This window comes from Vibrio splendidus, from assembly GCF_002873455.1.
Classification (GTDB): domain Bacteria; phylum Pseudomonadota; class Gammaproteobacteria; order Enterobacterales; family Vibrionaceae; genus Vibrio; species Vibrio splendidus_J.
The window spans coordinates 306,662-321,229 of the sequence record NZ_MCUN01000013.1 but is presented as its reverse complement, the minus strand read 5'-3'; the positions used below and the strand labels follow the sequence as shown (position 1 = coordinate 321,229).

11 protein-coding genes are annotated in these 14,568 nt (G+C 44.5%); 6 read left to right on the top strand and 5 right to left on the bottom strand.

Annotated elements, in window-relative coordinates; genetic code table 11:
* Window positions 1–88 precede the first annotated feature (88 nt).
* Together ycfP and BCU75_RS14150 are read left to right on the top strand one after the other, a co-directional pair.
* Window positions 89–628 carry an alpha/beta hydrolase YcfP gene (ycfP, locus tag BCU75_RS14155; RefSeq protein ID WP_076676720.1) on the top strand — a complete coding sequence of 180 codons (540 nt, stop codon included), beginning with the start codon at window positions 89–91 and terminating at the stop codon, window positions 626–628.
* 511 nt (window positions 629–1,139) lie between these two features.
* Window positions 1,140–2,429, top strand: coding sequence for an NAD(P)/FAD-dependent oxidoreductase (locus BCU75_RS14150; RefSeq protein WP_076676718.1), 1,290 nt, complete (start codon window positions 1,140–1,142; stop codon window positions 2,427–2,429).
* 134 nt (window positions 2,430–2,563) lie between these two features.
* Here the strand turns inward: BCU75_RS14150 and BCU75_RS14145 are convergent, their stop codons facing one another.
* The 4 genes from BCU75_RS14145 to BCU75_RS14130 form a co-directional block, all read right to left on the bottom strand.
* Window positions 2,564–3,109: a GNAT family N-acetyltransferase gene (locus BCU75_RS14145; RefSeq protein ID WP_102466921.1), complete on the bottom strand. Its 546-nt coding sequence runs from the start codon at window positions 3,107–3,109 to the stop codon at window positions 2,564–2,566.
* A gap of 140 nt (window positions 3,110–3,249) precedes the next feature.
* A complete protein-coding gene (locus BCU75_RS14140; protein WP_102474235.1) occupies window positions 3,250–4,017 on the bottom strand; it encodes a peptidoglycan binding protein CsiV in 768 nt (255 codons plus the stop codon).
* 63 nt (window positions 4,018–4,080) lie between these two features.
* A complete protein-coding gene (gene mfd / locus BCU75_RS14135) occupies window positions 4,081–7,542 on the bottom strand; it encodes a transcription-repair coupling factor (RefSeq protein ID WP_102474234.1) in 3,462 nt (1,153 codons plus the stop codon).
* A 6-nt stretch (window positions 7,543–7,548) separates the two neighbouring features.
* Complete coding sequence (locus tag BCU75_RS14130) at window positions 7,549–8,118, bottom strand: hypothetical protein (protein WP_009847150.1); 570 nt, start codon at window positions 8,116–8,118, stop codon at window positions 7,549–7,551.
* A gap of 227 nt (window positions 8,119–8,345) precedes the next feature.
* On the opposite strand from BCU75_RS14130, the gene lolC reads away from it, so the two are divergent.
* Genes lolC through lolE form a run of 3 tightly spaced genes read left to right on the top strand, consistent with a single transcriptional unit; the run spans window position 8,346 to window position 11,484 of the window.
* Window positions 8,346–9,554: a lipoprotein-releasing ABC transporter permease subunit LolC gene (gene lolC / locus BCU75_RS14125; protein WP_102474233.1), complete on the top strand. Its 1,209-nt coding sequence runs from the start codon at window positions 8,346–8,348 to the stop codon at window positions 9,552–9,554.
* The gene (lolD, locus tag BCU75_RS14120; protein ID WP_102278349.1) at window positions 9,547–10,239 is read left to right on the top strand and encodes a lipoprotein-releasing ABC transporter ATP-binding protein LolD; all 693 of its coding nucleotides are present in this window, start codon (window positions 9,547–9,549) and stop codon (window positions 10,237–10,239) included. Before lolC ends, lolD begins: the two co-directional genes overlap by 8 nt.
* Window positions 10,240–11,484 (top strand): lipoprotein-releasing ABC transporter permease subunit LolE, encoded by a 1,245-nt coding sequence (gene lolE / locus BCU75_RS14115; protein WP_076676706.1) that lies wholly within the window; start codon window positions 10,240–10,242, stop codon window positions 11,482–11,484.
* 219 nt (window positions 11,485–11,703) lie between these two features.
* Here the strand turns inward: lolE and BCU75_RS14110 are convergent, their stop codons facing one another.
* Complete coding sequence (locus BCU75_RS14110; RefSeq protein ID WP_017078948.1) at window positions 11,704–12,216, bottom strand: DUF2062 domain-containing protein; 513 nt, start codon at window positions 12,214–12,216, stop codon at window positions 11,704–11,706.
* Between the two features lie 17 nt (window positions 12,217–12,233).
* On the opposite strand from BCU75_RS14110, the gene BCU75_RS14105 reads away from it, so the two are divergent.
* The gene (locus BCU75_RS14105; RefSeq protein WP_102474232.1) at window positions 12,234–14,561 is read left to right on the top strand and encodes a DNA internalization-related competence protein ComEC/Rec2; all 2,328 of its coding nucleotides are present in this window, start codon (window positions 12,234–12,236) and stop codon (window positions 14,559–14,561) included.
* The last annotated feature ends 7 nt before the right edge of the window (window positions 14,562–14,568 follow it).

Here is a 14,568-nt window from a genome sequence, read left to right as displayed (position 1 = left end):
AAATATTATTTCGTTCGTGTTCCCTTTAAAACCTTATTTTCCATGTTAGATTAATTAAAACGTACCAATATTCAACAAGGAGGTACTAATGATTATTTATCTACATGGCTTCGACTCAACTAGCCCGGGCAATCACGAAAAAATACTGCAGTTGCAATTCATTGATGATGACGTTCGTTTCATCAACTACAGTACTTTGCACCCAAAACACGATATGCAACATTTGCTAAAAGAAGTGCATAAAGTGATAGAGCAATCTGATGATCCGCATCCGATCATTTGTGGTGTAGGCCTAGGTGGCTTTTGGTCTGAACGTATTGGTTTCTTATGTGGTATTAAGCAGGTGGTGTTCAATCCGAATCTGCACCCTGAGAACAACATGGTAGGTCGAATTGACCGTCCAGAAGAGTACGAAGACATCGCGACTAAGTGTGTTGCGCAATATCGTATGAAGAACAAAGGTCGCTGTTTAGTGGTGCTTTCTCGTGAAGATGAGATTCACGACAATACCAAAACAGCTGCCGCGTTAGAAGATTATTATGATGTCATCTGGGACGAAAAAGAGAGTCATAAGTTCAAAAAACTCTCCCAACATCTTCAGGCAATGAAAGCATTCAAAAACGCCTAATTATTCCGGTTACTTTATAAAAACAGCACTCATTTGAGTGCTGTTTTTTTTACATCTGAATCCTAGGAACTGGCATTAATAAAACGGTTGTATATGTTTTATCTATGAGTTTGCGCATTTATAGATAAGCTTGCGCAAACGTTAACTAATTCGCTGCGAATCCTCATAACGGGCAAGGATTTTTGTTGCGGTCATCTTTTTGCTATATATAATGTTCTAAAGCAAAATATTTTGATAAATATCAAGAAAAATTGAGAGCGAGTGATAAAACTTGCCCATTATTTGTGCTCTACCTCTCAGGTAGTCACCTTTTTTATCCACGTGAGCAAAGCGGCAAACCAATGTTTGTTGTTTGTAATCCCTCTAACTACTCGGAGAGCTGTCGTTATTCTTTTTCGCGGTTATCTTATTTGTAGCAGCCTTCGCATTCAGGCCGAGTAGACACATAGAATTTATCGGTTGGAGTAATCGAGCCGAACCCCATTTATTCATTTTGTAGAGGATTGTCATTGTGACAAAAATTATCGTAGTAGGCGGTGGTGCTGGTGGTTTAGAACTAGCAACTAAGCTAGGCCGCACTTTAGGTCGTAAAAAACGTGCTCAGATTACTCTGGTTGACCGTAAAGCAAGCCACCTATGGAAACCATTACTTCATGAAGTAGCAACAGGTTCACTGGACGAGGGTGTTGATGCGTTAAGCTACCGCGCACACGCAAAAAACCATTACTTCGATTTCCAAATGGGTAGCCTGAACGACATCGATCGTGAACGTAAAGTGATCGCTCTGAGCGAACTAAAAGATGATCACGGTGAACTGCTTATGCCAAGCCGTGAACTTGAATACGATATTCTTGTGATGGCGCTAGGTTCAACGTCAAACGACTTCAACACTCCAGGTGTTCGCGACAACTGTATTTTCCTTGATAGCCCAGAGCAAGCACACCGTTTCCGTACAGAAATGAACAACCAGTTCTTAAAGCTACACGCTAAGAACGGCCAAGGCACAGTAGATATTGCTATTGTTGGTGCTGGCGCGACAGGTGTTGAGCTTTCTGCAGAACTGCACAACGCGGTTAAAGAACTTCGTACATACGGCTTCGGCGATCTAGATTCAAGCAAGCTGAATGTTAACCTTGTTGAAGCGGGCGAACGTATTCTTCCAGCTCTACCTCCTCGTATTTCTAGCGCAGCACATTCTGAGCTAACTAAGCTTGGCGTAACGGTACGCACGACTACAATGGTTACACAAGCTGATGCTGACGGACTAACGACTAAAGATGGTGAGAAAATCCCAGCACAAATCATGGTTTGGGCTGCAGGCATTAAAGCACCGGATTTCATGAAAGATATTGGTGGTCTTGAGACTAACCGTATCAACCAGTTGGTTGTGAAAAATACGTTACAAACCACGCTTGACGACAACATCTTTGCTATTGGTGATTTGGCGCAATGTACGCAAGCAGATGGTTCATTCGTTCCACCACGAGCACAAGCGGCTCACCAGATGGCAAGCTGTGCGTTTAACAACATCATTGCTAAGTTGAACGGTCGCGACCTAAAAGATTACATCTACAAAGATAAAGGCTCACTGGTTTCTTTAAGCCGATTTTCTACGGTAGGTAGCTTGATGGGTAACCTGACTAAAGGTTCGATGATGGTTGAGGGGCGTATTGCTCGCATCGTTTACATCTCTTTGTACCGTATGCACCAGATGGCGCTTCACGGGCTAATTAAAACATCGCTGATGATGTTGGTTGGTCGAATTAACCGTGTACTTCGTCCAAACCTGAAGCTTCACTAATCAGGTAAGCCTCCTAAAGGCGTTATGCTGATAATAAAAAAGAGCTCTTCGGAGCTCTTTTTTTGTGTCGACTACGTGTTGTTATCCTATTAAAGCTATTAAAGCTATTAAAGCTATTAAAGCTATTAAAGCTGTTAAGAGGTCGGAGGTAGCACGGAATAAACCACGCCATCTTTTGGCTTACCCTTAAAGATAAAGCGATTTTTAGCAATGGTTTCACGCTCAGCGCCACATTTTTCGATTAGCTTTTGGCTAGGTAGGTTCTCTGTATCGCAGACAATCTCCAAACGTGTTAACTTGAGCAGCGCGAAGCAAAATTCAAATAGGGCAAGCATCGCTTCTTTCGCTATCCCTTTCCTCTGAAATTCATCACCCACCCAATAACCTAAACTTGCCATATTAAAGGTGTGGTAAAGCTCATTAATGGCCACCATACCAACTAACTTATCGTTTTTTCGCTCGAAGATACCAAAGCCAAACGCATCGGCTTTAACCCAGTTTAAGCGAGTCGCCAGAATGAATTTCTCGGCCTCGACAATAGAAAACTCGTCGTGGCACCAGTCGAGCCATGGCATTAAACTCGGGGAGGACTTAACCAGCTGCGAAAATTCTTGAGCGTCTGAGGCTTCAATGATTTTGAGGCTAAGATTTTGTGTATTGATCTGAAAATCAGGGCTCATAGGGCGTACCAAGTAACGTGTAGATAAGGATAGTAAGTACCGCGTAATAAAACGCCCTCACAATGGAGGGCGTATTGAATGCATCAAGTTCGGTTCTATATAAGAATAGCTGAGTTACTGAGCTATTCTTATTAGGCTAATTATTGCGCGACACGTCGAACTTGAATCACCATGCCAAGAAGCGGGTGATCAAGGTAGTGAGTCTCAGTACTGCGCATACGACGTTTTTGGTCCATGCGATAGCTCTTAAGGAACTCTTCTACTTCAACAGTCGGAGAAATCTCAGTTAGGTTTCCTACTTGAACGTTACTTTCTGCACCACTTACTGGTGAATCTAGCTCTATTTGTTGTTCTTGTAGAGTGACTTCACGAACACTCGGCGCTTTCAAGTCCAATGTTGTTTCAGCGTAGAGGTAGTGCTGAACGTAGATTTGTAGCTTGCCGTCTAATTCGTATAGCGGCTTATCAATGGTTTCTTCTTTGAAGCCATCAGTATTTGCTGCAGTTACCGCACTTTTCTCTGATCCGTCAGCGTTGAAGTCTTTAGAGAAATCTTTACCAGCTTGAATGTGGAAAACAGGTGCCGAGCTCTTACCTTGGTCGCCTTGACGCCAAGCCGTATGCATCAGCACTTCAAAACCAGCGTGTTTACGTAGTTTGTCTTTCTGAGGCGTTAGCTTGTATTCCGAGTAAGGAAGCATCTGAACGCCTTTCTTTGCTCTGTATTGGGTGTCTTGAAATGAACCAACGCGCTCAAGTGAAATCTTAGGCTGTGTGTTAGGCCAAGATTCGTTCACTTTTTCGGCATCAACAGCACGCTTAAAAATGATCACTTCTATATCAAATTGTCTCTGCGCCAAACTTGGCAATGAGACGAACAATAGTAGCAGTGGGATCAGTCTTTTCATTTTTACTCCGTCTTCCAGCCGAACTACCGGCTGGATAATTTATATGTGCAAGTGGATTGGGTCTTATGCTGAAGGCAGCAAGTTCTGTCTGAATTCGCCCAATAAATCACTAACAAATTGAATTCGTTTCCGTCTGTCGACCAATGGTATCGTAAACTTGAACTTTGTTGGTCCTTCCATTGAAAACTTTTGCGGTTGAGATTGCAACAGTTTAACAAGGTAGGTTGGGTTTATGTCAGCGTCTGGGTAGAATTCTATGAATCCACCCTTATCGTGAGCCTCAATTTTTTTCACTTTGATAAAGGCGGCTGCTAATTTTAGCTCCGAAACCGACAACAAGTTCTTGGTTGCATCCGGCAGAAGGCCGAAGCGATCAATTAGCTCAACTTTCAACTCGGCCAGTTCATCCGTGTCACTCACACTCGCAATACGCTTGTACGTAGATAAGCGCGTATTGATGTCTGGGATGTAGTCATCAGGCAACAGTGCAGGTAGACGCATCTCAATTTCGGTTTGTTCACGCAATAGGTCATCAAGTGACGGCTCTCGACCTTCTTTTAATGCCTCAACCGCTTGTTCTAGCATCTCCATGTAAAGCGTAAAGCCAACCGACTGGATTTGACCACTCTGTTCATCACCGAGTAGTTCACCTGCACCACGTATCTCTAAGTCATGGGTTGCTAGCGTAAAGCCGGCGCCCAAGTCTTCAAGTGAAGCAATGGCATCTAATCGCTTGATGGCATCTTTGGTCATTGCTTTTGGATGTGGCGTTAACAAGTAGGCATAAGCTTGGTGGTGAGAGCGACCCACGCGCCCACGCAGTTGGTGCAGTTGCGCTAAACCAAGGTTATCGGCTCTGTCCATTAAGATGGTATTTGCCGTTGGTACATCGATACCCGTTTCGATGATGGTTGTACACACCAGCAAGTTAAAGCGCTGATGATAGAAGTCATTCATTATGCGCTCTAGTTCGCGCTCTCGCATCTGGCCATGGGCAACGGTGACACGCGCTTCTGGAATCAGTTTTTGCAGTGACTCAGCCGTCTTTTCAATCGTATCGACTTGGTTGTGCAGGAAGTAAACTTGACCACCACGCATGATTTCACGCAGCACCGCCTCTCTGACAATCGCGTCATCACTCTCACGGACAAAGGTTTTGATTGCTAAGCGTCGTGCGGGTGGTGTGGCTATGATCGAAAGGTCACGCATACCGCTCATTGCCATATTCAACGTTCTTGGAATCGGTGTCGCGGTTAGCGTGAGGATGTCGACATCCGCGCGCATCGCTTTCACTTTCTCTTTTTGACGCACACCAAAGCGGTGTTCTTCATCGACGACTAACAAGCCAAGGTCTTTAAACTTAAGGTCACTGGAAAGAAGCTTGTGAGTACCCACCAAGATATCGACCTTACCGTCGGCAACATCTTGCATGATCAATTTCTGTTCTTTAGCTGATTTAAATCGTGACAGCACTTCGACACGTATCGGTTGGTTTGCGAAACGGTCTCGGAAGTTTTCAAAGTGTTGCTGAGCAAGTAACGTCGTTGGTACTAACACAGCCACTTGTTTGTTGTTATCGGTACACACGAACGCGGCACGCATTGCGACTTCTGTTTTACCAAAGCCCACATCACCACACACCAAGCGGTCCATGGCTTTTGCTTGGCACATGTCAGACATTACAGCATTGATTGCCATCGCTTGGTCGTCGGTTTCTTCAAATGGGAAGCCCGATTTGAAGGTCGCATATTGACCGCGGTCCAATACAAATTTGTATCCAGGTTTGAGCTCACGCTTAGCGTAAACATCAAGTAGTTCTGCGGCAACGTCACGGACTTTCTCTGCAGCGCGTTTGCGAGCTTTCTGCCATGCTTCGCCACCGAGTTTGTGCAGTGGTGCAGAATCTTCAGCACCACCTGAATAACGGCCAATCAAGTTCAGAGACGCAACGGGCACGTACAACTTGGCATCGTTTTGATACTCAAGTGTCACGTATTCGGTTTTCATGCCACCGGCTTCAAGTGTTTGTAAGCCGATATAGCGACCAATACCGTGGTCAATGTGAACAACCGGTTGACCCGGTTTAAGCTCCGCTAAGTGACGGATTACGGTATCGCTGTTAACACTTTTCTTGTCTTTCTTGCGACGTTGTACAACGCGATCGCCTAACAAATCACTTTCACAGATAAGAGCGATGTTTTGCTCTTCCTGGATAAACCCGTGTTCAGCCGAACCTAATATGAGGCTGAACTTGTCTTTCGCCTTAATGGCCGCATCCAGGTTTTCAACTTCACTTGGTCGTACTTTAATACCACTGAGTAATTCACTCAGGGCTTCACGGCGACCTTCAGACTCAACTGAAAATACTACTTTGCCATCAAAGGCTTCCGTGAATTTTCTGAGATTGGCCAGAGGCTCTTTGTTTTGATGCTGAACACTCAAGTCTGGCAGTGATGCAACCGGTAGGTTGATGCGGCCAGCTTTTTCTTCAACCGCGTCTAAGCTTAGGTTAACTTGTGGTTTTTGCTTAAAGTGAGCGAACAACTCATCTTTCTTCAACCAAAGTTGTTCAGGTGTTAGCAATGGTCGAAGTGGATCAACGCCTCTCTGTTCGTATCGGTGAGCAACGTCGGTAAGGAAAGCATCAACGGCTGTTTCGACATCTCCAAGAACTAAGATTTGCGCTTCATCGGCAACATAATCAAACAAGGTTTCAGTATGGTCGAAGAACAGCGGCTGCCAGTATTCAATACCGGCAGGCCAAGTACCTTTTGAAACCTGCATATAAACCGATTCTGGTTCACGGCGCGCATCAAATTGTTGGCGCCAGCGAATGCGGAAATCTTCAATAGCACTTTCAGAGGTTGGAAACTCGTGTGCTGGTAGCAAACGGATCTCAGAGATGTCTTCGATAGAGCGCTGATTTTCAGGATCGAAAGTGCGGATCGTGTCGATTTCGTCATCGAAAAAGTCAATACGATATGGGTCTTTGCTACCCATTGGGAACAAGTCGAGAATTGAACCTCGGCTCGCATACTCACCAGGGCCAAACACTTGGTCTACGTAACGATAGCCAGACTTTTCAAGTTGAAGACGCAGCTTCTCAAGCGAGTACAGATCACCCGTTTTCACCATTAAGGTGTGCTGCAACAAGAAATCACGTGGTGACTGACGTTGTAGTAGCGTGCTGATCGGTATTATCGTGATGCCATCTTTTAACGTTGGCAGTGCATAAAGCCGCGCTATACGATCAGAAATGATCTCTTGATGTGGTGAGAAGCTGTCGTATGGCAGTGTCTCCCAATCAGGGAATAGTGCCACTTCATGTGGCGTAAATTGTTCAATTTCTGATTGAAGCTTGAGTGCTATCTGAGGATCGGGCACTGCAAGCACTGTATGGCTGTTATGCTGCTCGGCAAGTTTAGCGATAGCAAGCGCGAGAGATGAACCAACTAGGTTACCGATGTGTTTTTTATCACCGGCACCTTTGAGTTTAGGTAGTGTAAAAATGGATTGTTTTGTCATGTCTATTTACTTGTTATCTCGTTCTAGAGAGCGTTGACGTAAGAGCTTTTGTTGTTGATGAAGCGCAGCTTTGATCAGCAAGTCTTGGTCAGTATCACGAAGATGAGCGTATTTGAATTTGATTTCGAAGCCTGAATCTTTTGGTTCGCTAGCGAAGACTTCCGCGTAGCAATAAATAGCGGCGGCTGGGTGCTCGATAAAGAGCTTAGCTTTAACCAAGCGACCCGCTTCGATATCTGTTTTGGAAAAACAAGAGAACTGACTCGCGCCAAATGAATACGTGTGGGTACGAAATTGTTCATCATCTTGTTGCGACAACATAAAGCTCAACAAGAGGTTTAGTTTAGAGTTCTGTGCATCCAATAAACTGATTACATTCTTCAAGTCGCTGTTTTTCAGTTCGTTGCGAGCACTGTCGGCTAACAGGTCCAATTGGCTAAACTCACTTGCCACAACAAAAGGGGCAGGGATCTCCGATTCGAACTGAATTTGAGAAGGTAAAGCGAAGTTACTGTCCATTGGCTCAATATTAGCGGTAAGGCTGTGGTGAACGGTGAAAAACTCTTGTTCTGTCATGCGTTAGTTCCTTGAAGTGACCTATTGATTATCGCTATGTGGCCGCAGTAATCAAGGTCAGTTAATTGAAAGTCTCAAATAGTTGTTTGAAATTTGGTTATTTGACAAGGTTCTGTTTTTCAAGCCTAACTAATTGAGTTAATTCACTCTATATTTTCAATTAACCCCTACACAGTAACAGCAATACCCGTTACATTAACCCGCATCCCCTTTAGATGGTTCAAAGTATGTTTCATCCTATTTCGTTGTTTGTTGGCCTACGCTATTTGAAAGGTCGTTCAGGTGATCGCTTTAGCCGTTTTGTTTCTTACATGTCGACGGCAGGTATCACCATTGGTGTGCTGTCTTTGGTTACTGTTTTATCGGTAATGAATGGATTCGAAGCGCAGTTAAAAGACCGAATTCTCGGTGTCCTTCCTCAAGCCGTCGTTTACGAGCAAGGGGGCACTACGTCACTTTCTGCTCAAGCGCCTGATTTTGCAGAGCAAATGTCGCTCAATGGTCACGTTGAACCTATTGTTCGCAGCGAAGCGGTAATTCAAAGTCCTGCTCAGTTATCTGCAGGTCTGTTGATCGGCATTGAACCTAATTCAGATGACCCTCTTCAGAACCACTTGATTGCGGGTAGATTGTCTTCACTTGAAGCGGGTCAGTATCAACTATTTCTTGGCCATACCTTGGCGAGAAATTTGAAGGTATCTATGGGTGACAAAGTTCGCCTAATGGTGACCAGTGCTAGCCAATACACTCCGTTAGGACGTATCCCTAGCCAACGAAATTTCACAGTAGCTGGTATCTTCAACACTGGCTCTGATATCGATGCTCAATTGATGGTGACAAATATCAAAGATGCTGGGCGTTTGATGCGTTACAAGTCAGACACTATTTCAGGATGGAGACTGTTTTTTAAAGACCCATTTGAAGTAGCGAAACTGTCTAATCAGCCTTTACCTGAAGGTTGGTTATGGAGCGATTGGCGAGACCAACGTGGTGAGCTATTCCAGGCCGTTCGAATGGAAAAAAACATGATGGGCTTAATGCTTGGGCTTATCATCGGCGTTGCTGCTTTCAATATTATTTCTGCGCTTATCATGGTGGTGATGGAGAAACAATCTGAAGTGGCTATTCTTAAAACCCAAGGCATGACTGATGGTCAAGTGATGGGGATCTTCATGGTTCAAGGCGCAAGTAGCGGCGTGATTGGTGCTCTGTCAGGTGGCGTGTTAGGCGTTGCCTTAGCGATGAACCTCAATACTATTTTAGAGGCAATGGGTGTTGCTCTGTTTTCATTTGGTGGACAGTTGCCAATTCTAATTAACCCAATTCAAATCGCTGTTGTTGTGGTTCTGGCTATTGCACTTAGCCTGATTGCCACTGTATTCCCTTCTTATCGTGCATCGTCTGTGAAACCTGCTGAGGCCCTTCGTTATGAGTAATTTTCTTCAATGTAATGATATCCGTAAAACGTACCGTGAAGGCTCGTTAGATACTGAGGTTCTCAAGGGAGTTAGCTTCGAAATAGAAAAGGGTGAGCTAGTTGCTATCATTGGTACTTCTGGGTCGGGTAAAAGTACGCTATTACATATCTTGGGGGCGTTGGATGATGCTTCTGACGGTAGCGTAAGCTTTCTTGGACAAGACTTGGCGTCTTTGAGTTCGAATAAGCAAGCGAAGCTTCGCAACCAGCATCTTGGTTTTGTTTATCAATTCCATCATCTTCTTTCGGACTTTTCAGCGTTAGAAAACGTGGCAATGCCGCTGCTGATTGGTGGTGAAAAGCCAGCTAAAGCAAAAGAAGAAGCGCAACGTCTGTTGGATAAAGTTGGATTGAGTCATCGTGTTGACCACCGACCTTCAGAGCTTTCTGGTGGTGAGAGGCAACGTGTGGCAATTGCTCGTGCGTTAGTCAATAAACCTGCTTTGGTGTTGGCGGATGAGCCTACCGGCAACCTTGATCACAACACAGCGCTTTCTATATACGACTTAATGCGAGAACTAAACCGCGAGTACGACACGGCCTTTTTGGTTGTGACTCATGATGGTGAACTTGCTGACAAGATGGATCGTCAACTTCACATGCAAGACGGTTTGTTGGTCAACGTAGAAAAAGAGGAGAGCTAAGTGTTTTCTTCTTTATCTCTATTGATAGGTGGCCGATTTAGCCGAGCGAAACAACGAGACAAGATGGTGTCATTTATCTCTTTGTCTTCGACGATTGGTATTGCCGTGGGTGTTGCCGTGATCATCATTGGTTTATCTGCGATGAATGGTTTTGAGCGAGAGCTTGAGTCACGTGTACTTTCTGTTATCCCACATGGTGAATTCGAGGGAGTGAATGAGCCAGTTACTCGGTGGGAGCATGTGATTGAGCAGTCGGTGAAAAATGATAAAGTTGTAGCTGCAGCACCCTATGTAAAAATTACCGCGCTTGCTGAAAAGGGCAAAGAACTCAAAGCAATTGAAGTTCGCGGTGTTGACCCACAACTTGAACAACAGGTATCAAGCCTATCGAAATTTATCGATAAACAAGCTTGGAGCGAGTTTAAAGCAGGGCAACAACAAATCATCTTAGGTTCTGGTGTGGCTAACGTGTTGGGGGCAAAAGTGGGTGACTATCTGACTTTGATGATTCCAACGGTTAACGGTTCTGTGAAAGTTCAGGCGCCAAAACGAGTTCGAGTGAAAGTGGTTGGCTTACTGACGCTTAATGGCCAGATAGACCACAGCTTGGCGCTAATCCCGATTGGCGATGCTCAAGCTTACGCAAACCTAGGCGAGGCAGTAACCGGAGTTTCTTTAAAAGTGACCGATGTGCTGAATGCGAACTCTATTGTGCGTGAAGTGGGTAACCAGCTTGATGTGTATGTGTACCTACGCAGCTGGCAACAGAAGTTTGGTTTCTTGTATCGAGATATTCAATTGGTTCGCACCATCATGTATCTGGTGATGGTACTGGTTATTGGTGTGGCTTGTTTCAATATTGTCTCGACCTTAATGATGGCAGTCAAAGACAGAGCATCGGAGATCGCGATCTTAAGAACTATGGGCGCATCAGACGGCCTTGTTAAACGCATCTTTGTTTGGCAGGGCGTATTCTCGGGTGTATTAGGCAGCTTAGTCGGGAGTGCGATAGGTGTCTTGGTGGCGCTTAATCTCACTACGCTTATCAAAGGGCTCGAAAAGTTGGTCGACCACCAGTTTTTGTCCGGTGATATCTACTTTGTCGACTTCTTGCCATCACAACTTGATATGACGGATGTTGTTGTGGTTTCCGGTACCGCGATTGTGTTGAGCTTACTTGCTACATGGTATCCAGCCTCACGAGCGGCCAAGCTAAACCCAGCCTCGGTGCTTAGTTCGAAGTAATGCTTTAAGTAATACGTCATGGCATGATTTGCTATATACAATCGATACAAACAAAAAAGGATCCCTGATGGGATCCTTTTTTATTGAATTCACTTTGTATTCTTTACTACTTTGGTTACATACCAATATTGCAGGGTTCAGTGGTTCATCTGACTTTAACTTATGTGCGTTTTAAGTGAAGCACATACAAGGATAGATTGAATAATCAGGGAAAATGGTTCAGTACCTAGCTTGACGCTTCTTCCAGCTTCTTACTACTGAGTAACGCCATAACCCGCGAATACCAAAATAGCCAACCATTGCAGAAACCACGCCGCAAATCAGGCAACCCAATAGGAACGGAGGTCCTATGGTGCTCATTTGCGCCAAGATGAAGTCCCAAGACAGTTCGAAATGAAAGGCTTGAGGCGGCACATGCATCACAAATGCGCCTACTTTATAAGCAAAGTAGAACAGCACAGGCATAGTCACAGGGTTACTGATCCAAACTAGTGCGACAGACAGCGGTAGGTTTACACCACATGCGACCGCAAGGCCTGCAGACATAATCATTTGACTTGGTAAAGGGACAAACGCCATGAATAACCCAACAGCGAACGCACCAGCCGCAGAGCGACGATTAAGACACCATAAGTTGGGGTTGTACAAAACATTGCCAAAAACTTTCAATGCTTTCTGACGCTTGATGAGCTCATGGTCAGGCATAAATCGTTTGATAAACTTTCTTGGCATAGGAGGAAGCTACTCTCTTGTTTAACACGTGGTTCTTGATTTCATTTGCTGCGACAGTTGTGTCTGCCAGCTTCTGGCCTGTGATGCCACATTGGGTTTGGGCACCATTGATGCTGTTGTTACTGTTAGCATCAACACAGTATAGCGTTTTCCGGAGTGCAAGAGGTCTAGCAACAGCATTGATACTAGTTATCAGCCTAGGGAATGCGATTGAAATACAAACGAGTCATTTATTCCAATCAGGGCAGAATACTACCATAAATGCTTCGGTTGTTAGCCTTTTTAGTGAAAATAGCCACGGTTTTGAAAGCGTAATAGTAGCCAGATCAATTGGCGGCGAAAAATTAATCCTTCCTCAATTGATAAAATTGCGTTTGTTTACTCCTTTTAAGTTGACGCTCGGGGATGATGTCTATTTATCAGCCTCAATAAAACCGGTGTGGGGTAAACTCAATGAAGCAGGTTTTGATCTAGAAAAGTATTTGTTTAGTACCGGTGTGGTTGCCAATGCAACTTACAGAGCCGGTACCAAATATCGAGTTCATACCAATACCAATATGCGGTCCCATTGGTTTGAGAATCGTCTTGAAAGGTTAAGTCTGTTAGCAAACCAAGACCTCATTATGGCTTTGAGTTTTGGTTACCGAGACCTTATTCATCCTCAGCGTTGGGATTTGCTCAAAAGTAGCGGTTTGATTCATTTGATGGCTATCTCGGGGCTGCATATTGGGATTGCCTTTGGTATTGGCTATCAGGTAGGAAAGATATTCAGGTTACTCTCACCTTCATTTCTTTGGTTTCCTACAATATTTGGGCTCAGCTTAGCCTATTTCTACAGTTGGTTTGCTGGATTTACGCTGCCAACCTTGAGAGCCTTGGTGATGTGTATTATCGCGAGCTATTTCTTGTGGCGTGGGCAAAATATCAGTTGGTTTCGGTATGTCGCCTTAAGCCTGTGTGTGGTTTTGTTGATTTGGCCGTTTTCAGCATTGTCGAGCAGCTTTTGGCTGTCCTTTGGTGCGTTGGGTGCCGTTATTTATATTGCCCTGAATAGTCAGTCATCATCTTTAAACGCCACTCTTATCGATCGAGTGCTGCAGCTCATCAAGATTCAGCTGATGCTGACATTTCTTATCGCTCCCTTTTCGATACTGTTTTTCAAAGGGGTGAGTCTAATCTCTGTTCTCTACAACTTGCTCCTTTTGCCTTGGGTATCGATGGTGACGATCCCGCTACTGTTTCTTGCGATGTTAATTAGCTTAATATTGGAGTCAGTGCCTGACATGATGAGCCTAACAGTGTTAGGCAATGGTTTTTCTGAACAACTATGGACGTTGGTCGACTTGTCACTTGAGCCTCTCGTAATTAGCCTTCCTTTCTCTGAACAATTTTGGATTGAAGTGGATAACCACACTATGGTGTTGTCTGTGTTTCTCATCTTGTTTTTCGGATTTGTCAGTCGGTATCTCAAACGAACACTTTCAATATTGGTCATTGCAGTGTTTGTACTGTGGTGGGAGTTTGGTAAGCAGCAAAAAAAATTAACAATCGATATCTTGGATGTTGGGCATGGGTTGTCTTTAGTTTTGGAAAAGAACAATCAGGTCGTTGTTTACGATCTCGGCAACGCGTGGCCGGGAGGTTCGATTGTTGAATCCTTGCTGATCCCTATTTTAAATCAGAGGGGAATTCATGAGTTGGAAGGTGTGATAGTGAGTCATTTCGATTCTGATCACGCTGGTGGCTATCCGGTGTTACTTGAAAACTACAATCCTAAGTGGATAAGAGCCAGTCAGAACATCAATCAACAAACACAAACAACTGTTCAAGTTCAGTCGAATATCCAAACATGTACTTTGGGAGAGGCGTGGAACTGGCAGGGCCTAGAGTTTGAGGTTTTATGGCCACCTCAAAAAGTAAAGAGGGCGTATAACCCACATTCGTGTGTGGTCAGGATTTTTGAGCCTAATTCTGAGTTCTCGATGTTGCTAACTGGTGATATTGAACGGGTAAGTGAGTGGTTACTTGCTCGAGAAGGTCAGCGGCTCAAGAGCGACGTGATGCTTGTCCCGCATCATGGTAGTAATTCGTCGTCGATTAAGCCGTTTATTGAGGCAGTTTCACCTCAGTTAGCCATCGCTTCTTTGGCCAAAGGTAATCAGTGGGGAATGCCAAGCAAATCTGTGATTGAGCGTTATCATAAAACGGGCGGTGCTTGGCTTGATACCGGGGAAAGCGGACAAATAACCATCACTATCAGTCAGGAAGGTTGGAAATATCATACGATTAGAGAACAACAAGGCAGGCAGTGGTATAGGCAGATGCTTCGTAAGGGAGTAGAATAGATAGATT